Source organism: Chromatium okenii, assembly GCF_002958735.1.
Lineage (GTDB): Bacteria > Pseudomonadota > Gammaproteobacteria > Chromatiales > Chromatiaceae > Chromatium > Chromatium okenii_A.
This window is the reverse complement of sequence record NZ_PPGH01000018.1, coordinates 281317-306712: the sequence shown is the minus strand read 5'-3', so window position 1 is coordinate 306712 and position 25396 is coordinate 281317. Positions and strand designations below refer to the sequence as shown.

Sequence of the window (25396 nt, the reverse complement as noted above, 5' to 3'; positions counted from 1 at the left end):
TGGCAATTGACAACTTTTTTCAACTGTTTCACATTTATTATTGAGTTCTGTGCTGGAGTGCTTCTAATGTTTCACTCAATTTTATTATTAACGCGCTGGGTTTTAGTGGTTTGTTTTATTGGTGGTTTGAGTTTTCCGGCGGGGGCGGCAACTGATATTGTCGTCACGACCAGCGATGATATTGTTAGTGAAACAGACGGCGTTATTTCGTTACGCGAAGCTGTTACTGATGTAACTGCTGGAGGTGTTATTAAATTTAGTTTGGCTGCGAACAGCGTAATTAATTTAGCGACTGAAATTATAATTAACAAATCGCTGACAATTGACGGCTCGGCTGCAACTGGTTTAATCGTTAAAGGCAGTGTTACTGATCGTGTATTTAAATTAAGTACTGGTATCTGGTTACGCATACAATTTTTAACACTTGAAGGGAGCAGTTCTAACAGCATTTCAGGCGGAACAATTTATAATAATGGTGGCACTTTGGAGCTGGTGAGTTGCATCATTCAGAATGGTCATGCCAACCAAGGCGCAATTTATAACGACAATAACGGAATTTTAACCCTAGATCACTGCACGATCAAAGATAACATTGCGCAATTTGGCGCTGCTATCTATAACTATGCCGGTACGGTCACGGTGCGTAACTGCTCGATCATCCAAAATGGTAGTAGCGAAGATGGTTCTTCTGGCAGCATTAAAAATTGGTCGTCGGGCACATTAAATATCATCAGCTCTACCTTTTCTAAAAATAAGGCAGATATTGGTGCGGGAATTACTAATTATGGTGTATTGAAAATCAAAGATAGTACGTTTAGCGAAAACGAAACCAATAGCACAACAGGCAATAAACAAGGTGGTGCGCTGTATAACAAGAATGCCGCTACAGCGACAATTACCAATTCGACATTTTCTAACAATATCGCTTATTCGGTCGGTGGCGGAATTTACAACGACGGCACTTTAACAATCAAAAACAGCACGATTGTTGAAAATTCTGCTGATGATGATGTTTATAGTGCCAAAGGTGGCGGTATCTATAACCATACCAATGGTCAACTAATGATAGCGAATAGCATCATTTCTGCAAACAGCATCAATTCAGCTTATTCCAGTCCAGAAATTTATAACGGTGGTTCCTTCACTTCAACCGGTAAAAATATCTTTGGGTTGAATGGTGGTATTGGAATAGAAGGCGCAACACCAACTGCTGGTACTTATTTTATGCCTGCTGCAGGATTTCTAATTGGAAATATCGTTAATGATCTGGCAAACAACGGCGGTCCTACCCAAACCCGTGCTCCAGTCTTTGGTGGATTAGCTTGGAATGCCGGTGATAATACTTCTGCCGCCGGTTTGGAATACGATCAACGTGGCGGCTGGCGTATTCTTAATGGCACTGTCGATATTGGCGCAGTAGAAATTGGCACTGTGCCGTTAAATGATACGGGAATTACTACTTGCACAGATACCTATACAAATACCAACAATTTGCCTTGTCCAGTCACAGGTTATCCACGCCAAGATGCTGAATTTGGCACCAATAGTTTTAATTTCACCAAATTAGATGCCAGCGGCAATCCATTACCCGCCACTGCTACCAATCATGTTTGCGTGAAAGATAACGTCACCGGTTTAATCTGGGAAGTGAAAACCGATAATACGATTCCAGACTTGCGGGATAAAGATAATCTTTACATCTTTGCTGATACGACTACTTTCGTTGCCAGTGTGAATGGCAGCAACTTGTGCGGCGCGAGCGATTGGCGTTTGCCAACTGTTAAAGAATTCACGGGAATTGCCAATCATAAACTTTACAATCCTGCAATTGATGCTAATTATTTTCCGAATACGTTACCGAATTGGTTTTGGACGGGTTCACCCAATCCTGCCAGCACACTTTCCATGTATGGCGTGGATTTCGGTTACAGAGCAGTTGATGTTCTTGATAAAAGCGCTTCTCATTATTTATGCCTCGTGCGTGGTGGGCAATCAATTGATGCTTTTGTGGATAATAGTAACGGTACTGTTACCCAAACAAATACCGGGTTGATGTGGGCAAAATGTAGTATTGGTCAGACTTTTAATAGTACAACGAACACCTGTGATGGTACTGCAACAGCAAACAATTGGTGGATAGATGCACTAAATTTTACCAATTACTTCACTGTAGGCGGATATAATGACTGGCGTTTACCAAATGTCAAAGAATTACAAGCGCTGATTGATTACAACAGTGTTAATCCTGCAATCAATACGCTTTTTGCGAATACGCCAAGCGGCAATTACTGGTCAAGTTCTCTTTACACTAATACTACTTCCGATTATGCGTGGTTTGTCAATTTTGCCAATGGCTCTATCCACGGACACGGTCGAGGGTGGAGTGATTACGTCCGCCCGTGCGCGGCGGACTATCTTTTAATACCTATGTATTAACCGTTAATAAAATAGGAACCGGCAGCGGTACCGTCATCAGCAATGGCAATCTCATCAATTGCGGCGTGATTTGTTCTTATCCTTTTTTTGATACGACTCGCGTCACTTTAACTGCGACGCCTGATGCAAGTTATCAATTCGCTGGTTGGAGTGGTGGTGGTTGTTCTGGTATCGGTGATTGCGTCGTGACGATGGATGCAGCGAAAACTGTCACTGCAACATTTGATATTCCATATCCACTCACCATTACCAATAATGGTCATGGCACTATTGCCGGTCCTAATAGATGTACTAATAGCAGTTGTGAAAATGATTATGCCGGTTTTATTACTCTTACTGCGACACCCGATACAGATTATCAATTCGCTGGTTGGAGTGGCGATTGCTCCGATGCCAGCGTGATTTGCACTATACCGATGACCGAAGCGCGTAATGTCAGTGCGACCTTCATGATGCCGAGCGCAGGAACGGGCAGCAGTTGGCAATCAATCACGCCAGCACCAACAACCAATGATCTTTATTCCGTCGCTTATGGCAATGGTTTATTCGTAGCCGTGGGCGATACGGGTGTCATCTTAAACAGTACTGATGGAATAAGTTGGACAACGCCAACTTCGGTTACTGGCAATATGCTCAATCGCGTGATCTGGGGCGGCGGGCAATTTGTCGCTGTCGGAGAATCGGGAACAGTATTAACCAGTACGAATGGCAGCAGTTGGCAAGTGCGCAGAAGTAGTGGCGTTGATCTCAATGATGTTACTTGGGGTGGCAATCAATTCGTTGCTGTGGGCGATTCCGGTACCATTCTCACTAGTTCCGACGGCGTGACGTGGACAACCCGCACGTCAGGCACTCCAAATCCACTCATGGGCATGACATGGAGTGGCAGCCAGTTCGTAGCGGTAGGTTATTCCGGCACGATTCTCACCAGCTCCGACGGTATGACATGGACAGTCCGCTCATCAGGTACGGCAGACGCCCTCGGTGATGTGATATGGAGCGGCAGCCAGTTCGTAGCTGTAGGCGGTACTGGAACGATCCTCACCAGTCCTGACGGCGTGACATGGACAGCCCGTACGTCTGGTGCGGGAGGCTTCTGGCTTTTTGGAGTGACGTGGAACGGCAACCAATTCGTGGTCTTGGTCTTCGACGGCGCCGGCACGATTCTCACCAGCCCCAACGGCATCAATTGGACACCCCAAACTTCAGGCATCACGAATGCTTTATCTGGCATGACGTGGAATGGCAGTCAGTTTGTGGCGGTAGGTAATAGCGGCACCATTTTAATTAGCCCGCCTATTCCACAAACGTTGACTGTCAATAAAAACGGTATTGGCAGCGGTACGATTACCAGTAACGTTGGCGGAATTGATTGTGGCGCAACGTGCAATGCGAATATCAATAACGGGACATTGGTGACGCTCACTGCCGCATCGGATAGCAGTTCGTTTGTTACGAGTTGGACAAATTGCACTCCTATTGCCACTAATCAATGTCAAGTGACAATGGACGCAGCAAAAACCGTCACCGCAACTTTTGATTTAGGCAAGCAATTAAATGTCAATTTCACTGGCACTGGTACAGTCACCGTAACCCATGCGAGAGTTGGCACAGATTGCACCACCAACTGTTCATTGCTTTATACTAATGGATCATTGGTCGCATTAAATGCTACGCCAGCAAGTGGCTATAGTTTTACGGGTTGGGAAACGGATTGCACGGGAACAGGCATTTGTTCTTTAACAATGACTGCCAATAAAACCGTCACTGCCAACTTCATTCTAAACACCTATTCAATCACTGCAACCGCCAATCCAACTGCGGGCGGTTCAATCAGTTGTTCACCAAATCCAGTCACTTCCGGCAATACGGCGAATTGCACGGCAACGCCCAATACTGGTTACGCGTTGAGCAATTTCAGTGGCGATTGCAGCGGCACAACTTGCGCATTAACGAATGTCACTGCCGCAAAAGCAGTGACGGCGAATTTCACACCACTCTATTCAATCACTGCAACTGCTAATCCAACTGTGGGCGGCTCGGTGAGTTGTTCGCCGAATCCAATAACATCCGGCGGTGCGGCGAATTGCACTGCGACTGCCAATGCCGGTTATACGTTTAATGGTTTCAGTGGTGATTGCAGCGGCACAACCTGCGCATTCAGCAATGTCACTGCGAATAAAACGGTCACGGCCAATTTCACTGGAACTTATTCAATTACTGCAACGGCGAATCCAATTGCTGGCGGTTCAATCAGTTGTTCACCAAATCCAGTCACTTCCGGCAATACGGCGAATTGCACCGCAACGCCAAATACTGGTTATACCTTTGCTAATTTCAGTGGCGACTGCACAGGATCAACTTGTATATTAACCAATGTCACAGCGAATAAAACGGTCACGGCGAATTTCACTGCAACTTACTCAATCACTGCAACGGCGAATCCAACGGCGGGCGGTTCAATCAGTTGTTCACCAAATCCAGTCACTTCCGGCAATACGGCGAATTGCACTGCAACGCCAAATACTGGTTATACCTTTGCTAATTTCAGTGGCGATTGCAGCGGCGCAACTTGTGTATTAACCAATGTCACGGCGAATAAAACGGTCACGGCAAATTTCACTGCAACTTATTCAATCACTGCAACGGCGAATCCAATTACTGGCGGTTCAATCAGTTGTTCGCCTAATCCAGTCGCCTCTGGCGCTGATGCAAATTGCACGGCAACGCCAAATGCTGGTTACGCGTTGAGCAATTTCAGTGGCGATTGCAGCGGCGCAACTTGCGTATTAACGAATGTCACCGCCGTAAAAGCAGTGACGGCGAATTTCACACCACTCTATTCAATTACTGCAACTGCTAATCCAATTGCTGGCGGTTTAATCAGTTGTTCGCCTAATCCAGTCGCCTCTGGCGCTGATGCGAATTGCACGGCAACACCAAATACTGGTTATGCGTTGAGCAATTTTAGTGGCGATTGCAGCGGCGCAACTTGCGCATTAACTAATGTCACGGCGAATAAAAATGTCACAGCGAATTTCACGACGGTCACTTATTCAATCACTGCAACCACCAATCCAATTGCGGGCGGTTTAATTAGTTGTTCACCCAATCCAGTCGCCTCTGGCGCTGATGCAAATTGCACGGCAACGCCCAATGCTGGTTATACCTTTGCTAATTTCAGTGGCGACTGCACAGGATCAACTTGTGTATTAACCAATGTCACAGCGAATAAAACGGTCACGGCGAATTTCACTGCAACTTACTCAATCACTGCAACGGCGAATCCAACGGCTGGCGGTTCAATCAGTTGTTCACCAAATCCAGTCGCATCTGGCGCTGATGCAAATTGCACGGCAACGCCCAATACTGGTTATGCGTTGAGCAATTTCAGTGGCGATTGCAGCGGTACAACTTGCATATTAACGAATGTCACTGCGAATAAAAATGTCACGGCGAATTTCACCGCAATCACTTATTCAATCACCGCAGCAGCGAATCCAATTGCTGGCGGTTCAATCAATTGTTCACCAAATCCAGTTGCATCTGGCGCTGATGCGAATTGCACGGCAACACCAAATGCGGGTTATGTTTTTACTAATTTCACGGGCGCTTGCACCGGCACAACGTGCGAATTAACCAATGTCACTGCGAATAAAAACGTCACAGCCAATTTTGCAGCAAACACCTATTCAATCACTGCAACCGCCAATCCAAGTGCTGGCGGTTCAATCAGTTGTTTACCAAATCCAGTCGCCTCCGGCGCTGATGCGAATTGCACGGCAACACCAAATGCGGGTTATGTTTTTACTAATTTCACGGGCGCTTGCACCGGCACAACGTGCGCATTAACGAATGTCACTGCCGCAAAAGCAGTGACGGCGAATTTCACACCACTCTATTCAATTACTGCAACTGCTAATCCAATTGCGGGCGGTTTAATCAGTTGTTTGCCTAATCCAGTCGCCTCTGGCGCTGATGCGAATTGCACGGCAACACCAAATGCTGGTTATGCGTTGAGCAATTTCAGTGGCGATTGCAGCGGCACAACTTGCGCATTAACTAATGTCACGGCGAATAAAAATGTCACAGCGAATTTCACGACGGTCACTTATTCAATCACTGCAACCGCCAATCCAATTGCAGGCGGTTCAATCAATTGTTCACCCAATCCAGTCACTTCCGGCGCTGATGCGAATTGCACGGCAACACCAAATGCTGGTTATGCGTTTGCGAATTTCAGTGGCGATTGCAGCGGCGCAGCTTGCGCATTAACGAATGTCACTGCGAATAAAAACGTCACAGCGAATTTCACCGCTGTCACGTATTCAATCACTGCAACTGCCAATCCAATTGCGGGCGGTTCAATTAACTGTTCGCCCAATCCAGTCGCCTCTGGCGCTGATGCGAATTGCACGGCAACACCTAATACTGGTTATGCGTTGAGTAATTTCAGTGGCGATTGCGGCGGTACAACTTGCGTATTAACGAATGTCACTGCTGATAAAACGGTCACAGCGAATTTCACCGCTGTCACGTATTCAATCACTGCAACTGCTAATCCAATTGCTGGCGGTTCAATCAGTTGTTCGCCTAATCCAGTTGCCTCTGGCGCTGATGCGAATTGCACGGCAACGCCCAATACTGGTTATGCGTTGAGCAGTTTCAGTGGCGATTGCAGCGGCGCAACTTGTGCATTAACCAATGTCACTGCGAATAAAAACGTCACAGCCAATTTTGCAGCAAGCACCTATTCAATCACTGCAACCGCCAATCCAACTGCTGGCGGTTCAATCAATTGTTTACCAAATCCAGTTGCATCCGGCGCGATGGCGAATTGCACACCAACCGCCAATTCCGGTTATACGTTTATTGATTTCAGTGGCGATTGCAACGGCGCAACCTGCGCATTAACCAATGTCACTGCGAATAAAAACGTCACAGCCAATTTTGCAGAAAACACCTATTCAATCACTGCAACCGCCAATCCAAGTGCTGGCGGTTCAATTAGTTGCTCGCCTAATCCAGTCGCATTCGGCACTGATGCGAATTGCACGGCGACTGCCAATTCCGGTTATGCGTTGAGCAATTTCAGTGGCGATTGCAATGGCGCAACTTGCGTATTAACCAATGTCACTGCCGCAAAAGCAGTGACAGCGAATTTCACACCACTCTATTCAATTACTGCAACGGCGAATCCAATCGCTGGCGGTTCAATCAGTTGCTCACCAAATCCAGTCATTTCCGGCAATACGGCGAATTGCACCGCAACCACCAATACTGGTTATACCTTTGCTAATTTCAGTGGCGATTGTACAGGATCAACATGCGCATTAACGAATGTCACGACGAATAAAAACGTCACGGCGAATTTCACTGCAACTTATTCAATCACTGCAACGGCGAATCCAACGGCGGGCGGTTCAATCAGTTGTTCACCAAATCCAGTCACTTCCGGCAATACGGCGAATTGCACCGCAACGCCAAATACTGGTTATACCTTTGCTAATTTCAGTGGCGATTGCAGCGGCGCAACTTGTGTATTAACCAATGTCACGACGAATAAAAACGTCACGGCGAATTTCACTGCAACTTATTCAATCACTGCAACGGCGAATCCAACGGCGGGCGGTTCAATCAGTTGTTCACCAAATCCAGTCACTTCCGGCAATACGGCGAATTGCACCGCAACGCCAAATACTGGTTATACCTTTGCTAATTTCAGTGGCGATTGCAGCGGCGCAACTTGTGTATTAACCAATGTCACGGCGAATAAAACGGTCACGGCAAATTTCACTGCAACCTATTCAATCACTGCAACGGCGAATCCAACGGCGAGCGGTTCAATCAGTTGTTCACCAAATCCAGTCACTTCCGGCAATACGGCGAATTGCACCGCAACGCCAAATACTGGTTATACCTTTGCTAATTTCAGTGGCGATTGCACAGGATCAACTTGTGTATTAACAAATGTCACGACGAATAAAAACGTCACGGCGAATTTCACCGCAGTCACTTATTCAATCACTGCAACGGCGAATCCAACGGCGGGCGGTTCAATCAGTTGTTCACCAAATCCAGTCGCCTCTGGCGCTGATGCGAATTGCACGGCAACACCAAATGCTGGTTATGCGTTGAGCAATTTTAGTGGCGATTGCAGCGGTACAACGTGCGTATTAACGCATGTCACCGCCGCAAAAGCAGTGACGGCGAATTTCACACCACTCTATTCAATCACTGCAACTGCTAATCCAAGTGCTGGCGGTTCAATCAGTTGTTCACCAAATCCAGTCACTTCCGGCAATACGGCGAATTGCACTGCAACGCCAAATACTGGTTATACCTTTGTTAATTTCAGTGGCGATTGCACAGGATCAACTTGTGTATTAACCAATGTCACAGCAAATAAAACGGTTACGGCGAATTTCACTGCAACTTATTCAATTAATGCAACGGCGAATCCAATTGCTGGCGGTTCAATCAGTTGTTCACCAAATCCAGTCGCCTCTGGCGCTGATGCGAATTGCACGGCAACGCCAAATACTGGTTATACCTTTGCTAATTTCAGTGGCGACTGCACAGGATCAACTTGTGTATTAACCAATGTCACAGCGAATAAAACGGTCACGGCAAATTTCACTGCAACTTACTCAATCACTGCAACGGCGAATCCAACGGCGGGCGGTTCAATCAGTTGTTCACCAAATCCAGTCGCCTCTGGCGCTGATGCGAATTGCACGGCAACGCCAAATACTGGTTATACCTTTGCTAATTTCAGTGGCGACTGCACAGGATCAACTTGTGTATTAACCAATGTCACAGCGAATAAAACGGTCACGGCAAATTTCACTGCAACTTACTCAATCACTGCAACGGCGAATCCAACGGCGGGCGGTTCAATCAGTTGTTCACCAAATCCAGTCGCCTCTGGCGCTGATGCAAATTGCACGGCAACGCCCAATGTTGGTTATGCGTTGACTAATTTCAGTGACGATTGCAGCGGCGCAACTTGCGTATTAAATAATGTCACGGCGAATAAAAATGTCACAGCAAATTTCACCGCAGTCACGTATTCAATCACTGCAACCGCCAATCCAAGTGCTGGCGGTTCAATTAGTTGCTCGCCTAATCCAGTCGCATTCGGCACTGATGCGAATTGCACGGCAACGCCCAATACTGGTTATGCGTTGAGCAATTTCAGTGGCGATTGCAGCGGCACAACTTGCGTATTAAATAATGTCACTGCCGCAAAAGCAGTGACGGCGAATTTCACACCACTCTATTCAATTACTGCAACTGCTAATCCAATTGCTGGCGGTTCAATTAGTTGTTTACCTAATCCAGTCGCCTCTGGCGCTGATGCGAATTGCGCTGCAACGCCAAATGTTGGTTATATCTTTGCGGATTTTAGTGGCGATTGCAGCGGCATAACCTGTGCATTAACCAATGTCACTGCGAATAAAAATGTCACTGCGAATTTCACGGCAGTCACTTATTCAATCACTACAACCGCCAATCCAATTGCGGGCGGTTTAATCAGTTGTTTGCCTAATCCAGTCGCCTCTGGCGCTGATGCAAATTGCACGGCAACGCCCAATGCTGGTTATGCGTTGAGTAATTTCAGTGGCGATTGCAGCAGCACAACTTGTTTATTCACCAATGTCATCGCCAATAAAACCGTAACTGCAAACTTCACGCTAAATACCTATTCAATCACTGCAACCGCCAATCCAACTGTGGGCGGCTCGGTGAGTTGTTCGCCCAATCCCGTGACATCCGACGATACGGCGAATTGCACTGCAACGCCAAATGCTGGTTATACGTTTACAAATTTCAGTGACGATTGCAGCGGCACAACTTGCGCATTCAGCAATGTCACTGCGAATAAAACCGTGACTGCCAACTTCACGGCAATTTCAACTTATTCAATTACTGCAACGGCAAATCCAAGTGCTGGCGGGACGGTGAATTGTTCACCAAATCCCGTGACCTCCGGCAATACAACAAATTGCACTGCTACACCGAATGTCGGTTATACGTTTAATAGTTTCAGTGGCGATTGCAGCGGCACAAAATGCGCGTTAACCAATGTCACGGCGAATAAAACTGTCACCGCTAATTTCACTGTTTCACCGCCTACAGTAAAAACGTATAAACTGTTAATTGATAAAACTGGCAGCGGCACAATCACCAGTGATGGTTTAGGCATCAATTGCGGTTCAAATTGTATAGCTAGTTTTAATGAAGGAACCGCAGTGACGCTCACGGCAACGCCTGCTGCTGGTGAGACATTTATTCGTTGGAGTAATTGCGATTCGGTGAATGCAGCGAAACAATGTGTGGTGACATTAGTGCGGACTAAATTGATTAGCGCGACGTTTACCGCAAACGTTGCGCCTATTGCAGATTTTGTGATTACTGATATTACTTTATCGCCACTTCAGCCGAATGCAGGCAGTGCTTTTAATGCTGCAATCACCGTGAAAAATCAAGGAACAACGGCAATGAGCGGTGGCACTTTAAGCGTGTGGGGAGATTTACCAACCGGCAAAAACTGCGGCGCAACGAGCACCGTTAAAACGGCAATTGGCGTGCTGTCGGCAAACGAAACGAAAACCTTTACGGTTTCATTACCGCCAATGACTAGCGGTAATAAACGCCTGCGGGTTTTTGCTGACAGCACCTGCGGAACTTACGAAGCGAATGAACGCAATAATCAATCCTTTTTAGATTACCGCGTTGAATGAATACACTGGGGCGCGTCATTAACACAATTCAAAACGTGCAAACGTCATGCTGAATTGACCGCGCCCCTGCGTCAGACTGCGCAAACTGGTCGTGTAACCCAAAAACGGCTCCAGCGCCGCTTCCACTTGAATCGCTACCAGCTCGCCCTGCGCCTCAGTCTGTTGAATCAGCGCCTGACGCGCCTGCAAATCTCCCAACACCGCGCCCACACTGGATTCTGGCACCATGATGTCAATGTGCATCACTGGGTGCATCAGTGCTGGCGCTGCCTGCTCCAACGCTTGACGCAATGCCTTTGCCGTTGCTGCTGCCAGCGCCTCCGCCGTTGATCCCGCACCAAATAATTCAACTGCCGTCACTCGCACCGCGAGATCAAGCAACGGCGCTCCTTGCAACACGCCAGAATTCAAACCGCTGTCGATGGTTTGAGTGATGAATTGTAACTGCGTCGTTGTTAACACCGCGCCAGCCGGTAGAATTTGTGGCTGTATCACGCGCTGCTGCCCAGAACCGCATGGCAATGGCTCGACCATCACCGTCACTCGTGCCTGCAACGGCGGATGACGCACATCGGGCAGCGGCGGTGGCGCAAACAGCACTTCAGCCGTTGCCGCACGGCGAATCGTCTCGCGCACCGCAACTGCCGGACGCCCGCTGCGCACCTGCACGCCAAATTCCCGCGCCAGCCGTTCCAGCACAATTTGCAAATGCAATTCGCCCATGCCGCGCAGCACCCGTTGCCCGGTTTCTGCGTCTTCTTCTAAACGCAGCGTTGGGTCTTCCTGCAAGACTTTTCCTAATACTTCCAATAATTTATCTTCATCAGTATCGCCGCTCGGCTCAATCGCCAGCCCCAAAACGGGAATGTAATTGGCGATGCGTTCCAGTCGCAGCACCTGCCCCGGAGCGCACAGCGTGTCACCCGTCGCCGCCCAGCGCAGCCCAGCGAGCAGCACGATTTGCCCTGCTTCGGCATGATCGAGCGCAGTCTTTTTGCCGGCGTCCACTTCAAACAATCGTGCCACCTGTTCGCGCTGCAACCGCCCGTCACTGTTGAGAAATTCCACTGTATCGCCGGGTTTAAGCACGCCGCGATACAGCCGAGCGAACACATGCCGCCGCCCATCCCACAATTGCACTTTGAACGCCAGCGCCACCAATGCGCCGGTGCGCTGCATCGGAATCGGCTGCTGGGTTCCATCCGGTAATTCCGCAATCGCTGCCGGTCGATCCAACGGCGCAGGCAACCATTCCACCACGCCATCGAGCAGCGGTTGCACGCCCAAATTGCGCAGCGCACTGCCGCCGTAACACGGGCACAACTGACCGCTCAACGTTCCGGCGCGAATGGCAGCGCGTAACGCAGCGGGCGCTGGCTGCTCACCGGCGAGGACACAATCGGCGAGCGCGTCGTCAATCTCAGCAGCAGCCAGCAACAACTGTTCATGCAAATCAGCGACTTGTGCCCATAACGCCGCTGGGCAGGATTCGATGCGCAATTGCTCGCCCTGCTCGCCGTCGAAATGAATCAGCGTCTGCGCCAGTAAATCAATCACCGCATTTTGTTCGGGCAGCGGCACGGTTAACGGCAGCGGTGTCGTTTTCAAACGCTGTTTGATTGCGGTCAAAGCGCGGCGAAAATCTGCGCCGGGGCGATCCATTTTGTTGATAAAAAACAACGCCGGCAGTTTGAAATGCGCCCGTTGTCGCCATACCGTTTCCGTTTGCGGTTCCACGCCGCGCACCCCGTCAAGGACGACGATGCAGCCGTCAAGCACCCGCATGGCGCGTTCTACTTCGATCGTAAAATCAACGTGTCCGGGCGTATCGACCAGTTGCAGCAGATGCGTTTGCCACGGCGCTTGGGTCACGGCAGCGGTGATGGTGATGCCGTGACGCTGCTCTTCGGCGAGATAATCCATGTGTGCTGCGCCGTCATGGACTTCGCCGATTTTGTAAGACGCGCCCGTATAAAACAGAATGCGTTCGGTGAGCGTGGTTTTACCGGCGTCAACATGGGCAACAATCCCGATATTGCGAACGTGAGACAATTGAGTAGAAGTTTTCATCGGTTAATGACAGGAATCAGGTCAATGATGCGTGGTTTTGACTCTATCAAACGCCAGCGCGGCTGGCTGGTGCTGGCGCTGGGCGCGTTGCTGTTGCAGTGGAATGTCGGGCGTGAAGCGCAGGCAGAAACATTTCGATTGGAAAATCCGAACGATACCGTGGTGGGCTTTCCGTTTTATTTCACAGCGCGAAGTAAAGACACGCTGATGGACATCGCCCGCCAGAACAATCTCGGTTATGCCGACATGCGGCAGGCGAATCCGAAGGTTGACATGTGGGTTCCCGGCGAAGGCGCTGAGGTGCTAGTGCCGTCTTTTTATGTGCTGCCCAATGTGCCGCATGTCGGCATCATCATCAATCGTGCGGAAAAACGGTTGTATTACTTTCCACCGGGGCAAGCCAGCGAAGTACAGATTTTTGCGATCAGCGTCGGGCGCGATGCGATGGGCACACCACTGGGCAGTTTTAAGATCATCGAAAAAAAGAAAGACCCGATCTGGACGCCGGGCCCGAATGTGCGGGCTTCTCATGCAGCGCGGGGCGATATTTTGCCGGCGCAGGTGATGCCGGGACCGGAAAATCCGCTGGGGCGGTTTGCGATGCGTCTGAGCAATCCAGACTATTTAATTCACGGAACCAGTATGCCGTGGGGCATGGGAATGGAAGTCAGCGGCGGGTGTATCCGCATGTATCCCGAAGGCGTGGAGAAATTGTTTGGTCAGGTCAGCGTCGATACGCCGGTCGCTATTATTGATCAGCCGTATAAATTGGGCTGGCGCGGCGATGAGTTGTATTTGGAAGTACAGACGGGCGAAAAGAGTATCAAGCGGAGTGCGCGGGCAGTGATTTCTGGGTGGTCACAAGCGGAAGGAGCGGTGATTGACTGGGCAGCGGCGGAGCGGGCGGTGAAAGAAGACACCGGCGTTCCACAGGTGGTGGGACGCCGGAGTCATTCCGGCGATAAGTCTTACTTACCCATGATCTTCTGATACATACGATCCAGACGCTCGGTGCTGGAGGTGCAGCAGGATTGGGCGCTGTTGGCAGCATCTAATGCTTGTTGCGCAGTATCACGAGCAGTCTGGTCAGTACAGCCGCCGAGCAGAGCAATGCTCAACAGTGCAGCAGAAGAAAGTGTAGCGAGCTTAACGATTTTGGTCATTGTTGACTCCAGTGAATAAAGTTGGCCATCTGGCACGGTATTTATAACACACTAGGTGAGGCTTGCCGAACCTAGCGCCGTTCAATCACCTATCACGGCAACATTCATTGTTGTCATAAACCAACAATTAAATGTTGCTGCAATATGGATTTGTTAATTGTGGCACAAACAATCGTATTGACAAAGTTACGTTTGATTTGAGCCAATCATCACGTTAGATAGCGCATCGAATGATATTGGAAGCGTTGCGCTAAAAACAACATGTCGCATTGTTATCGTCGCGGGCACTGCTGCGCCGCACCACGAGATGAAACAGGATGAACCGCTATTTTGATCGCGCCAGCCAAACTGCTGGTCAACCGCCATTTCGTTGTGATGGTTTTATCCGCGATGGCGTGATCACTACCGCTTCCGGCGATACCTTGCCAATCAGTGCGTTACCGCCGTTTTTGCGGGCGCTGTTGGTCACTGACGGCACTGTCACCAAAATTCTGGAGGCCTATTTTTGGGAGCCAGTGATGGTGGACACGTTGGAGCAGCGGTTTGAACGCGCCACCGCAGCGTTGCCGTGGATCGCCATCATGCCCGGCGATTACTGCCTGATTCGTGACGCTCGCCTGCGCGGCGTCGATAGCGGACGCAATTTTGCAGAAGCGTTTTCGCTGATTCGTTGTGAATTGATTCCGGCGAATTTTCGGCAGCGGCTGATTGACCGCGAAATCGGGATTGGCGTGTTGATCCGCGATAGTGGTTTGGAAAGTTACCGCGAAGTGCTCGACGTTGGCGTGGATCGCACTGCCGACGGCGCGGCAGCCGTGTTTCGGACGTATCGCATTTTTATTGAGCGCCAGCCGGTCATTCTCATTACCGAGTATTTCCCGCTGGCGCTTTATCATTAAATCAAGCGGTTAGCGCGGCGTTGCACTCCCAAACAACACATCGAGCCGGTCGAGCATTCCCGCGCTAAAACTCGCGCCCAGCCGTTTCGCAACCGTGTCGAGCAGATCGCGTTTTTCCGTGTAATCCACGATGGTGTCCGCGCCGATGATCTCGCGGGCAACGAAACTGGAGCTGCCCAGCGCGTCCGCCAAACCCAACACCACTGCTTCTTCACCACTCCAAAATAATCCGCTAAATAATTCATCACCGCCTTTTAATTTATCACCGCGTCCGGCTTTCACTTCAGCGATAAATTGCCGATGCAACGTATTCAGCACCTTTTGAATAAACTCGCGCTGCGTTTCCGATAGCGGCGAAAACGGATCAAGAATGCCCTTATTGCTGCCAGCGGTCAGTAAACGCCGTTCTACGCCGAGTCTTTCCATTGCATCCTGAAAACCAAACCCGTCAATCCGCACCCCAATTGAACCAATTAAACTGGCTTTATCCACGTAAATCGCATCCGTTCCGACTGCAATGTAATAACCGCCAGAAGCGCATAAATCTGCTGCTACCGCGTATACCGGCATTGCTTTGTCGTTATCCTTTTGATACTTGGCTTTGAGGCGCTTGATTTCATCATTGATATAACCCGCCTGCACTGGACTTCCGCCGGGGCTATTAATGCGTAAAATCACTCCTTTAACTTGCGTGGATTCAAATGCAGAACGCAGCGCCGCAATGACATGATCGGCGCTCGCCTCGGTATCGGACGCAATGACGCCCTTGATTTCAATTAACGCAGTGTGGCTTTTCGTTGGCGACACTTCCTCCATCCAATTCGGTGCAGTTGCTGCCGCCAGCAGTCCAATGAAATAAAGAAAAATCAGCGATTTGAAGACGATACCCCAGCGCCGACGAGTGCGTTGATCGCGCAGATAATCTGCTGCCATGCGGTTAATCAATGCGCGTTCCCAATCCGGTTGATCGGGCGCTGGCATTTGATCTTTATTGCGGTTCCACAATTTCCAGTTCATTCAATTGTTCTCATCTGCCGAGCGGGACTGTTCATCTTTTGATTCCGGTTTGACTTCTGCTTTGCGTTTAGCCGCAGCCTGTTGTGATGAATAGAAAAACCAGCCAAATAAGCCAACGACCAATAAAAGTTCAGCCGCTGCGAGTGAATTGCTTGCCATTAAATTGTCTCCAATTAAAAAGTCGTCGGCGGTTGGGTTGCTGCTGGCAACCCGACCTACTCCTACGTTAATCCGGTTATTTCGGCAACTGCGGCAATGATGCGATCTTGTGCGTCATCGGTAAGATAAGGGTGCATCGGCAAACTCAATACCCGCTGCGCAATTGCGGCGCTAATTGGTGTGCATTCCGCACCGAAACCACAATCAAATACCGGTTGTTGATTCAGCGGTAATGGATAATGCACTGCGGTTGGAATACCCTGCGCCGTCAGTTGCGCAGCTACTTCATCCCGATTGGCGACCTGAATGGTGTATTGCGCATACACCGAGATATTGCTGGGCGCAATTGTCGGTGTGATTACCGGTGCATCGGTTCCGGCAGCAGTGGAGACTGCGCCGCACTCGTTAAATAATCTGGTGTAACGCTCGCCAATGCGCACTCGCGCCTCAATTTCTGCTGGGAAAATCCTGAGCTTTTCCAACAAGATCGCTGCTTGCAGCGTGTCCAAACGTCCATTCAAACCGAGGCGCGGATGATGATAACGGCGCTCTTGTCCGTGATTGCGCAGCTCGCGCAAACGGGCAGCGAGTGTTGCGTCATCGGTAAAACAGGCACCACCGTCGCCGTAACCGCCGAGCGGTTTAGACGGGAAAAACGAGGTGCAACCAATCCGCGATAATCCGCAGGAACGCCGACCTTGATTGCTCGCCCCGAAACTCTGCGCAGCATCTTCAATCACCGGCAGCCGATGCTGCGCGGCGACTGCGTTAATCGCGTCCATATTGGCGCATTGTCCGTACAGCGCGACCGGCATGATGGCGCGAGTACGCCCGGTGATTGCATCCTCCAGCAACGCAGGATTTAGGTTGTAAGTCACTGGATCAATATCGACAAACACTGGACGCGCTCCGAGCAGCGCGATCATTTCGGCAGTGGCAATAAAGGTAAATGGCGTCGTAATGACCTCATCGCCGCGCCCAATTTCCAATCCCATCATCGCCGCCAGCAGCGCATCCGTGCCGCTCGACATGCCCACGCAATGCGCCACGCCGACGAATTCCGCCAACTGGGTTTCCAGCTCGGCGACTTCTGGTCCCAAAATGAATTGACCGTGTTCCAACACGGTGTTAATCCGCGTTTTAATCGCGTCTTCAATTCCGCTGTACTGTGATTTCAAATCAATAAACTGCATGTTTCACCCTACGTTAATCCACTGCGCTTGAAATTAAGTTGCTGACCAGTATAAATGGGAAGCAGGTTTACAGCGGTCAAACAGGCAATTTTTCTGATGCGATTTTCAACTGAGTTTAACGCGCAAATTTTCCGTCATGTGGCATTGAGCATTTCTTTACTCGCCGGATGCGCCAGCGCATTGGCAGAACCACCGCCAGCCGCGCCGCAGCCAGCGAGCATTGAAGGCAAAAGCTGGCAATTGCTTGGTTATCAACTGCCAGCGGGTTTCACTGCGGCACAATCTCCGTTGCCACAAGTGCATTTTGCAAATGGACAGTTGACTGGTTTGGGCGGCTGCGCCAGCTTTTCAGGCACTTATCGGCTCAGTGACCGCGGCGAGATGACCATCGAAAAACCGTTGCATCTCAATGCGCCAGCGCCAGATTGTGCTGCACTGCCGCAGCAACAGCAGGAAGCGATGCTGGCGAACTTGGTTGCCGTGACAAGTTATCGTCAAGTGGGAACGCAACTGGAATTGCACAACGCCGCCGAGCAGCCGCTGCTGCGTTTTCAAACGCATCAATCGTCGCCGCTGCTCGGTAACACTTGGCTATTGGAATTTTATCATTACTCGAAACAAGGTCTGGTGTATGTGCTTGATAAAACGAAGGTTAGTTTAGAATTTCAGCCGCAAGGCACACTTGCAGGCAATAACGGCTGTGACCAATATCTGAGCGGCTACACGCTGACCGCCAATCAGTTGGCGATTGGTCCGGTGGCAACCCGTCATCCCACTTGCAGCGGTACGCGAGAAATGGTCATTCAAGCGCAGGCTTATGCTGCGGCTCTCAGCAGCACTGCAACTTATCACCTTGAAAAACAACAACTCACGCTGTTCAATGCGCAGGGCAACATTGTTGCGCGTTTTCATGCTGCCGCACCGCCACCAGTGCTGCCTGCGCCAGCAGCACCAGTCACCGCAACCCAGTAGCACTGCGTATACTTAGTTGTCAGTTGGCAGTGACCACCGCGATTTTTCCTGACAACTGCTCACTGACAACTGACAATTTTTTTGGAACGCACATCATGCACTGCTGGTCGCAATCGCTGTTGATCGTCGTGGTCGTCATTCTTGGAACGCTCAACATTTTCAACGCTGCCTGCGGTCAAAAAGGACGACTCACGCTGCCTGATACCGCGCCGGGCGCAGCAATTCCGGTTGTACCTGCTGCGCCAGCATCCGCGACGACCCAGCTTCCCTCGCGTTAACCCACTTTCGTAGCGACTCTTCAGAATGGATCATTTCAATGAACGCGCCGGCATTCTTCACGCTGAAGATGTGCCACTTACCGACATCGCTGCCCGTTTTGGCACGCCCTGTTATGTCTATTCTCGCGCCACGCTGGAGCGCCACTGGCGAGCGTTTGACCGCGCCTGCCGTGACCATCCGCATCTGATTTGTTTTGCCGTAAAAGCAAACGCCAATCTCGCCGTGCTCAACGTGCTGGCGCGGCTCGGTTCTGGGTTCGACATCGTGTCGGGCGGTGAATTGGAGCGCGTTCTCGCTGCCGGTGGCGAGCCAAGCAAAATCGTCTTTTCCGGCGTGGGCAAACGCAGCGATGAAATTGCGCGGGCGCTGGAGCTCGGCATTCGCTGCTTCAACGTGGAATCCGAAGCCGAATTGCTCCGACTCAATCAGCTCGCCGGTGAGCGCGGCGTCATCGCGCCGGTGGCGATTCGCGTCAATCCGATGTGGACGCGAAAACACATCCCTACATCGCTACTGGCTTGAAAGAAAACAAATTTGGCATTGACATCGCCAGCGCCGAGGCGATTTACCAGCAAGCAGCCGCGCTGCCGCATCTGCGCATCACCGGCATTGATTGTCACATCGGCTCGCAACTGACGGATTTAGCGCCGTTTATCGACGCGCTGGAGCGGGTGCTGGCGCTGGCGGATCGGCTCGCCGCAGCGGGAATTGCGATTGCGCATCTTGATCTCGGCGGCGGGCTGGGCATTCGTTACCGCGATGAACATCCGCCGGAACCCGCCGCGTATGCTGCGCGCTGCGTCATTTACTGACCAATCGCCCTTACGAAATCATTCTGGAACCGGGACGCGCCATCGCTGGCAATGCGGGAATTTTGCTGACGCGAGTGGAGCATCTCAAACACACGACGCATCGGCATTTCGCCATCGTCGATGCAGCGATGAATGACCTGCTGCGTCCGGCGCTGTATCAGGCAAAGCAGGACATCGTGCCGGTGGTGACAAACAGCGAGATCAAACCGCTGCGCTACGATGTCGTCGGTCCAGTGTGCGAAACCGGCGATTTTCTCGGCAAAGATCGGCTGCTGGCGCTGGCAGAAGGCGATTTGCTGGCGGTGCGCGGCAGCGGTGCTTACGGTTTCACGATGAGTTCCAATTACAACAGTCGCCCGCGAGCAGCAGAAATTATGGTGGACGGCGGAAAGCATTTGTGGTGCGAGAACGCGAGACCGTCGCCAGCCTGTTTGTCGGAGAATCGCTGCTGCCATGAAACGACGGTTAGAACCAGAGTTAATGGACGATGCAGCGCAGGCGCTGGCTTACGCCGAGGCGGATTTTTCTGAATCCAACACCTTGTTTATGCGGCTGTTGGCGGAGCTGAACCCCGGCGATTTGGCTGGTGCAGCGGCGCTCGATTTGGGTTGCGGCCCGGCAGACATCAGCATTCGCTTTCTGAAAACCCACCCGCAAGCGCGGTGTGATGCGTTGGATGGAGCGCCAGCGATGCTGGATTTGGCACAAACGGCGCTGGCGCGACTGCCCGGAGTGGCGACGCGGTGTCGGTTGCAGTGCGAACGGCTGCCGTCTGCGCAACTGCCGAGCAATCATTACGACGTGATTTTGTCCAACAGTCTGCTGCATCATCTGCCTGATCCGCAGGTGTTATGGCAAACCATTCAACAGGTTGCGAAACCCGGAGCATTGGTGGTGGTGATGGATTTGTTGCGTCCAGCGTCGGCAGGTTGGGCGGAGGCGCTGGTGGCAACTTACGCCGACGGAATGCCGGAAGTGCTGCGCAGCGATTTTCGTAATTCGCTGTTTGCCGCATTTGAGCCGTTAGAAATCGTCGCGCAACTGGCGGCAGCGGGTTTGACCACGCTGGAGGTTGGCGTGGTCAGTGATCGCCATGTTGCCGTAACTGGACGGTTGCCGAAATGAGATTAAAGTTCACGAAAATGCACGGTTTGGGCAACGATTTTGTCGTATTTGACGCAGTGCGCCAGCAGGTAGAGCTGGATGCAGTCACCATTCGCCGCCTCGCCGATCGTCGGTTTGGAATCGGCTGCGATCAGATTTTGCTGGTGGAACCGCCGCGAGTGCCCGACACCGATTTTCATTACCGCATTTTCAACGCCGATGGTTCCGAGGTGGAACAATGCGGCAACGGAGCGCGGTGTTTTGCGCAGTTTGTCCGCGAGCAGGGATTGAGTACGCAAGAAGAAATTCGCGTCAGCACTGCCTCTGGCGTGATTCGGCTGGCGCTGCAACCGGAGGGGCTGGTGCGCGTCAACATGGGAGCGCCGGTGCTGGAACCAGCGTTGATTCCGTTCCTTGCCGCGAAAACCCAATGGTCATATCCGCTGGAAGTGGACGGCGAAACGTTCCACATCGGCGCAGTGTCGATGGGCAATCCGCACGCAGTACTGCTCGTGGACGATGTGGACACTGCGCCGGTCGCTCGGCTCGGCTCGCTGATCGAAACGCATCCGCGTTTTCCGCAGCGCGTCAACGTCGGTTTTATGCAAATTATCAACACGCAGCGGGTGCGGCTGCGGGTGTATGAACGCGGCGCAGGCGAAACGCTCGCTTGTGGTACTGGCGCTTGCGCAGCAGTGGTGAGCGGTTGGTTACGCAAATTACTAGCGCCGCGAGTGCAGGTCCGTTTGCCCGGTGGCGAACTATTAATTGAATGGTGCGGACCGCCGCAAACGGTGTGGATGACCGGCCCTGCGGTGAGTGTTTTTCAAGGCGAGATTGATCTATTGAGGCTAGTTTTATGAGCAAACATCACGCCGAATCATCCTATCCTGACGAGCCTAATTTTCATATACGGGTCGCCAATTATTTAATTGGTCATCCTAACTTTTTTGATCATCATCCTGAAGTTTTAGCTGCGTTGCAGGTGCCGCATTTAGTGGCTGGCGCAACCTCGTTAATTGAACAACAGGTGCGCGTATTGCGTAAACAGCTTGAAACCGAGCGTAATCGCGTATCACATGTAATTGCGCTGGCGCGTGAATACGACGCAATGATCACACGACTACATACAGTGACATTAAAGTTAATTGCGCTTGATACGCCAGAAGAATTATGTGCTTTGGCAAAAGAATTTTTATTGCGTGAATTCAACGCCGATGCAGTCACACTTAAACTGTTTCCGCTGGCAATTGCCATTGATCAGCAGACTGATTCGGCGGCCGCAGTATTCCAAGCCTTTATCATGCACCAACACGCACAATGCGGAGTATTAGATGATGTGCAAGGCAAGCTCTTATTCGATGAGATGAGTGCAACCTTACGCAGTGCGGCACTCATTCCCATTCATACGGATACGCAATTTGGCGTACTCGCCATTGCCAGCAGCGAGATTGAGCGATTTCATGCCGATATGGCGACGGATTTATTGGATCGTTTGGGCGAGATATTTAGCAATAAGCTCAAAACGCTGCCACTCAATGCTTGCAACCATCTTTAGCCTATTCTTATTTGAGCATTGTATTATGCTGTTGTCCCCAAAATATCAATTTCTATTCGTGCACATTGCCAAAACTGGTGGCACGAGTATTCGCGCCGCACTCGAAACATTGCGCTGGCGCGATCCTTGGTATTATCCGATGTTTTTATGCAGCCGTTTGAGTCATCTCAGCGGTCATCGGCTGGCAACTAAATTGCCGCGTCATGCCAAAGTCATTGCCGCACAAGAATTGCTGCCAAAAGAGTTCTTTGATGGGTTATTCAAATTCGCTTTTGTGCGCAATCCGTGGGATTTGCAAGTGAGTTCGTTTCACCATTTGCGCCGCGAACGTCCGCAATTGCTGATTGGTCATGATAGTTTTGAACAATTCCTGCGTTATAAACTCGATCCTGCGCGTCCATATCAATATCATCTTGATACTTCAATCACGCTGCAAACTGATTATTTAATTGATTTGAAAGGTCAAATTATCGTTGATTTTATTGGGCGCTACGAACGACTACATGATGATTTTAATGCTGCGTGTGCGCGTATTGGTATCACACCACCAGCATTGCCTCATGCGCGGAAATCGCGTGATCGGCAGCAGGATTATCGCGGCTATTATACTGATACAACCGCCGAATTAGTGGCGCAGCATTTTGCGCGTGATATTGAATTGCTCAATTATCAATTTGATCCAGACTGAATCAATCACTGCGAGATGAATTATTCCGGCTGCCGTATTCGCCAAAAGCTGGCAAATCGCGGCTTTCCCTGATTCGTGTATCCCCGAAATTTGAACGTCACGCGGCTGCCGATTGGCGGCGGCTCGCGGCGCTCGGCGTCAGTAAAACCGGTGCCGAGCCGGAATTCTCGCCCCGCATCATCTCGCACCAGCAACGCGCCGAGCATTCCGCTGTATTTGCCTTTGCCGGGCAGATGCGCCAGCACGGTCGCCTCCGCATCTTGATCTGGTTTGACTTTGAGCAAATCGGCGCTGCGTCCGGCGCGATATGCCGAATCAGCGCGATGCAGCATCAATCCCTCGCCGCCCGCCTGCATCACTGCGTTGAGCCGCGCCAGCAATTCGGCGTGATCGGCAACGCGGAATTGTTCCACCAGCACGAGATAACCGCTTGTTTGCGTAGTGAAAAGCTGCTGCAACTGGCGCAACCGTTCGCCAAATGGCGCGGCGATGTCCGGCGCATCAAAGACCATCAAGCGCACTTCGCGCCACGCTGCCGAATCGGGCTGGAGCTGGCGCACCGTGCCGGAAAGCCGCTCAAAACTGCCGCGTTTTATCCACAGCTCGCCGTCGAGGGTCAGCTTCGGAAAATCGGCAGTAAACCAGTCGGGCGCGTGGATTGGCTGCCCGCCGCGACTGATGAGCTGGGTTCCGTCCCAATATGCCCGCACGCCGTCGTACTTTTCGCTGACCCAATACGCTGATAAATCAACGCCTTCGTGATAACTCTGCGCCAGCAGCAACGCCGGTTTGGTCACGCCATCCGCCCAGCCACTCGGCGCAAAAAGCAGCAGCGATAACCACAGCCAGCCGCTGCTGCGCATAACCGGCTTTATTAGCGCATCAAAAACTACGATAGAAAAATTCAATGGTTCTCCATAGCGTTAGCGCAAAGTGATAGGTATCTTAGCAAATCCTGATATTGGGACTTTGTGCCCGGCGCTGCGCTGGGGTTTCAACCGGAGGATTTTTGATGACGGCAGTCGTTGCGACAAATGAGACCATTTTGGTGGTCGGTGGCGGGATCAGCGGCATGACCGCTGCGCTCGAAGCCGCCGAGACCGGAAAACAGGTCGTGCTGGTCGAACAGCGTTCCTATTTAGGCGGGCGCGTCACCCAGCTTTATAAATACTTTCCCAAACTCTGCTTTCCCACCTGCGGGCTGGAAATCAACCAGCGTCGCACCAAGCAAAATCCCAATCTCACCATTTTGACGCTCGCCGAAGTCACCGGCTTGACCGGCAGCGCGGGCGCGTACACCGCGACGATCACGCTCGCGCCGCGTTATGTGAATGAGCGTTGCACCGCCTGCGGCGACTGCGCGACGGCAGTGGAGGCGGAATTTGCCGACGAGTACAACTACGGTTTGAGCAAGCGCAAGGGCGCGTATTTGCCGCACCGAATGGCGCATCCAGCACGCTATGTGCTTGATCCTGCAATCATTGGCACTGCCGACGCTGAAAAAGCCAAGGCCGCTTGCAAATATGATGCGATTGATTTGGAGATGCGCGAGGAGACGTTGGAACTGCGCTGCGGGGCGGTGATTTGGGCGACCGGCTGGCAGCCGTATGACGCGGCCAAGATTCAACCTTACGGCTACGACCGCTTCCCGAATGTCATCACCAGCGTTGAATTTGAGCGGCTGGCGGATGTGAATGGCCCGACTGGCGGCAAGATCGTCCGTCCGTCGGATGGCAAAGAAGCGAAGAAAATCGCGTTTATTCAATGCGCTGGCTCACGCGACCGCAATCATCTGCTGCACTGCTCGCGTATCTGCTGCATGGCGTCGCTGAAGCAGGCGACTTATGTGCTTGATGCGTTCGCCGAGCAAGCCGAAGTCAATGTTTATTATATTGATTTGCGCTCGATTGACCGTTTCGAGGATTTTTATAACAAAGTCCGCGCCAATCAAAATATCAAGTTTATCAAGTCGAAACCGTCATCAGTCGTCGCCGACAAAGACGGCAATCCCATCGTGCATGGCGTCGATACCGAAGGCTACAACCGTTATGCCGAGCCGCACGATTTGGTGGTGCTCGCAGTCGGCATGGAACCGGCAGTCAAAAAGGACGCCTTCCCAATTTCGGTGCAAATCAACCGCGAAGGGTTCATCGAAGCTGCGCCAGAAAACGGCGGCATCTTTGCGGCAGGCTGCGCTGCCGATGCGTTGGACGTGAATCGCTCCGCGCAACACGCCACCGGTGCGGCACTTCGCGCCATTCAAGTCATCAACCGCGTCGCCAGAGCGGAGGTTTAACGC

17 protein-coding genes and 1 pseudogene are annotated in these 25396 nt (G+C 51.3%); 12 read left to right on the top strand and 6 right to left on the bottom strand.

Going from position 1 to position 25396, the window contains the following annotated elements; all coding sequences use genetic code 11:
* The first annotated feature begins 66 nt into the window (after nt 1-66).
* Together CXB77_RS04400 and CXB77_RS04395 are read left to right on the top strand one after the other, a co-directional pair.
* Nucleotides 67-2436, top strand: coding sequence for a DUF1566 domain-containing protein (locus CXB77_RS04400; protein ID WP_105072935.1), 2370 nt, complete (start codon nt 67-69; stop codon nt 2434-2436).
* Nucleotides 2400-11183, top strand: a complete 8784-nt coding sequence (locus CXB77_RS04395) for an InlB B-repeat-containing protein (protein ID WP_105072934.1) — start codon at nt 2400-2402, stop codon at nt 11181-11183. Before CXB77_RS04400 ends, CXB77_RS04395 begins: the two co-directional genes overlap by 37 nt.
* A gap of 18 nt (nt 11184-11201) precedes the next feature.
* Here the strand turns inward: CXB77_RS04395 and CXB77_RS04390 are convergent, their stop codons facing one another.
* A complete protein-coding gene (locus CXB77_RS04390) occupies nt 11202-13253 on the bottom strand; it encodes an elongation factor G (RefSeq protein WP_105072933.1) in 2052 nt (683 codons plus the stop codon).
* A 24-nt stretch (nt 13254-13277) separates the two neighbouring features.
* Here CXB77_RS04390 and CXB77_RS04385 point away from each other — a divergent pair, with 24 nt between their 5' ends.
* Complete coding sequence (locus CXB77_RS04385; RefSeq protein WP_242445435.1) at nt 13278-14243, top strand: L,D-transpeptidase family protein; 966 nt, start codon at nt 13278-13280, stop codon at nt 14241-14243.
* Here CXB77_RS04385 and CXB77_RS04380 read toward each other — a convergent pair.
* A complete protein-coding gene (locus CXB77_RS04380) occupies nt 14222-14416 on the bottom strand; it encodes an alanine-zipper protein (protein ID WP_105072932.1) in 195 nt (64 codons plus the stop codon). The genes CXB77_RS04385 and CXB77_RS04380 overlap by 22 nt on opposite strands.
* A 317-nt stretch (nt 14417-14733) precedes the next feature.
* Between CXB77_RS04380 and CXB77_RS04375 the strand changes: the two genes are divergently transcribed.
* A complete protein-coding gene (locus tag CXB77_RS04375) occupies nt 14734-15315 on the top strand; it encodes a chorismate--pyruvate lyase family protein (RefSeq protein WP_105072931.1) in 582 nt (193 codons plus the stop codon).
* Nucleotides 15316-15324: 9 nt separating this feature from the next.
* On the opposite strand, the gene CXB77_RS04370 is transcribed toward CXB77_RS04375, so the two are convergent.
* From CXB77_RS04370 to CXB77_RS04365, 3 genes are all read right to left on the bottom strand, one after another.
* On the bottom strand, nt 15325-16332 hold the full coding sequence (locus CXB77_RS04370; protein WP_105072930.1) for a S49 family peptidase: 1008 nt from the start codon (nt 16330-16332) through the stop codon (nt 15325-15327).
* Nucleotides 16333-16491, bottom strand: coding sequence for a hypothetical protein (locus tag CXB77_RS19540; protein ID WP_172452520.1), 159 nt, complete (start codon nt 16489-16491; stop codon nt 16333-16335).
* 62 nt (nt 16492-16553) lie between these two features.
* Nucleotides 16554-17684, bottom strand: coding sequence for a DegT/DnrJ/EryC1/StrS family aminotransferase (locus CXB77_RS04365; RefSeq protein ID WP_105072929.1), 1131 nt, complete (start codon nt 17682-17684; stop codon nt 16554-16556).
* A 96-nt stretch (nt 17685-17780) separates the two neighbouring features.
* Here CXB77_RS04365 and CXB77_RS04360 point away from each other — a divergent pair, with 96 nt between their 5' ends.
* From CXB77_RS04360 to CXB77_RS04330, 7 genes and pseudogenes are all read left to right on the top strand, one after another.
* Nucleotides 17781-18656, top strand: a complete 876-nt coding sequence (locus CXB77_RS04360; RefSeq protein WP_172452519.1) for an META domain-containing protein — start codon at nt 17781-17783, stop codon at nt 18654-18656.
* Between the two features lie 95 nt (nt 18657-18751).
* Nucleotides 18752-18934: a hypothetical protein gene (locus CXB77_RS04355; protein ID WP_172452504.1), complete on the top strand. Its 183-nt coding sequence runs from the start codon at nt 18752-18754 to the stop codon at nt 18932-18934.
* A gap of 25 nt (nt 18935-18959) precedes the next feature.
* A pseudogene (gene lysA / locus CXB77_RS04350) lies at nt 18960-20204 on the top strand (diaminopimelate decarboxylase).
* Nucleotides 20201-20872 carry a class I SAM-dependent methyltransferase gene (locus CXB77_RS04345; protein ID WP_105072926.1) on the top strand — a complete coding sequence of 224 codons (672 nt, stop codon included), beginning with the start codon at nt 20201-20203 and terminating at the stop codon, nt 20870-20872. The pseudogene lysA and the gene CXB77_RS04345 overlap by 4 nt, the downstream one beginning before the upstream one ends.
* The gene (dapF, locus tag CXB77_RS04340; RefSeq protein ID WP_105072925.1) at nt 20869-21714 is read left to right on the top strand and encodes a diaminopimelate epimerase; all 846 of its coding nucleotides are present in this window, start codon (nt 20869-20871) and stop codon (nt 21712-21714) included. The genes CXB77_RS04345 and dapF overlap by 4 nt, the downstream gene beginning before the upstream one ends.
* Complete coding sequence (locus CXB77_RS04335; RefSeq protein WP_105072924.1) at nt 21711-22409, top strand: DUF484 family protein; 699 nt, start codon at nt 21711-21713, stop codon at nt 22407-22409. The genes dapF and CXB77_RS04335 overlap by 4 nt, the downstream gene beginning before the upstream one ends.
* A 25-nt stretch (nt 22410-22434) precedes the next feature.
* A complete protein-coding gene (locus tag CXB77_RS04330; RefSeq protein ID WP_105072923.1) occupies nt 22435-23097 on the top strand; it encodes a sulfotransferase family 2 domain-containing protein in 663 nt (220 codons plus the stop codon).
* A gap of 20 nt (nt 23098-23117) precedes the next feature.
* On the opposite strand, the gene CXB77_RS04325 is transcribed toward CXB77_RS04330, so the two are convergent.
* Complete coding sequence (locus tag CXB77_RS04325) at nt 23118-24005, bottom strand: DNA ligase (protein WP_242445434.1); 888 nt, start codon at nt 24003-24005, stop codon at nt 23118-23120.
* A gap of 104 nt (nt 24006-24109) precedes the next feature.
* Here CXB77_RS04325 and CXB77_RS04320 point away from each other — a divergent pair, with 104 nt between their 5' ends.
* On the top strand, nt 24110-25393 hold the full coding sequence (locus tag CXB77_RS04320) for a CoB--CoM heterodisulfide reductase iron-sulfur subunit A family protein (RefSeq protein WP_105072921.1): 1284 nt from the start codon (nt 24110-24112) through the stop codon (nt 25391-25393).
* The last annotated feature ends 3 nt before the right edge of the window (nt 25394-25396 follow it).

Coding starts and splice junctions, on each gene's coding strand:
- CXB77_RS04335 (WP_105072924.1), top strand. CDS start 21,711: ATGAGCAAACATCACGCCGAATCATCCTATCCTGACGAGCCTAATTTT.
- CXB77_RS04330 (WP_105072923.1), top strand. CDS start 22,435: ATGCTGTTGTCCCCAAAATATCAATTTCTATTCGTGCACATTGCCAAA.
- CXB77_RS04365 (WP_105072929.1), bottom strand. CDS start 17,684: ATGCAGTTTATTGATTTGAAATCACAGTACAGCGGAATTGAAGACGCG.
- CXB77_RS19540 (WP_172452520.1), bottom strand. CDS start 16,491: ATGGCAAGCAATTCACTCGCAGCGGCTGAACTTTTATTGGTCGTTGGC.
- CXB77_RS04345 (WP_105072926.1), top strand. CDS start 20,201: ATGAAACGACGGTTAGAACCAGAGTTAATGGACGATGCAGCGCAGGCG.
- CXB77_RS04385 (WP_242445435.1), top strand. CDS start 13,278: ATGATGCGTGGTTTTGACTCTATCAAACGCCAGCGCGGCTGGCTGGTG.
- dapF (WP_105072925.1), top strand. CDS start 20,869: ATGAGATTAAAGTTCACGAAAATGCACGGTTTGGGCAACGATTTTGTC.
- CXB77_RS04320 (WP_105072921.1), top strand. CDS start 24,110: ATGACGGCAGTCGTTGCGACAAATGAGACCATTTTGGTGGTCGGTGGC.
- CXB77_RS04380 (WP_105072932.1), bottom strand. CDS start 14,416: ATGACCAAAATCGTTAAGCTCGCTACACTTTCTTCTGCTGCACTGTTG.
- CXB77_RS04400 (WP_105072935.1), top strand. CDS start 67: ATGTTTCACTCAATTTTATTATTAACGCGCTGGGTTTTAGTGGTTTGT.
- CXB77_RS04355 (WP_172452504.1), top strand. CDS start 18,752: ATGCACTGCTGGTCGCAATCGCTGTTGATCGTCGTGGTCGTCATTCTT.
- CXB77_RS04370 (WP_105072930.1), bottom strand. CDS start 16,332: ATGAACTGGAAATTGTGGAACCGCAATAAAGATCAAATGCCAGCGCCC.
- CXB77_RS04360 (WP_172452519.1), top strand. CDS start 17,781: ATGCGATTTTCAACTGAGTTTAACGCGCAAATTTTCCGTCATGTGGCA.
- CXB77_RS04390 (WP_105072933.1), bottom strand. CDS start 13,253: ATGAAAACTTCTACTCAATTGTCTCACGTTCGCAATATCGGGATTGTT.
- CXB77_RS04375 (WP_105072931.1), top strand. CDS start 14,734: ATGAACCGCTATTTTGATCGCGCCAGCCAAACTGCTGGTCAACCGCCA.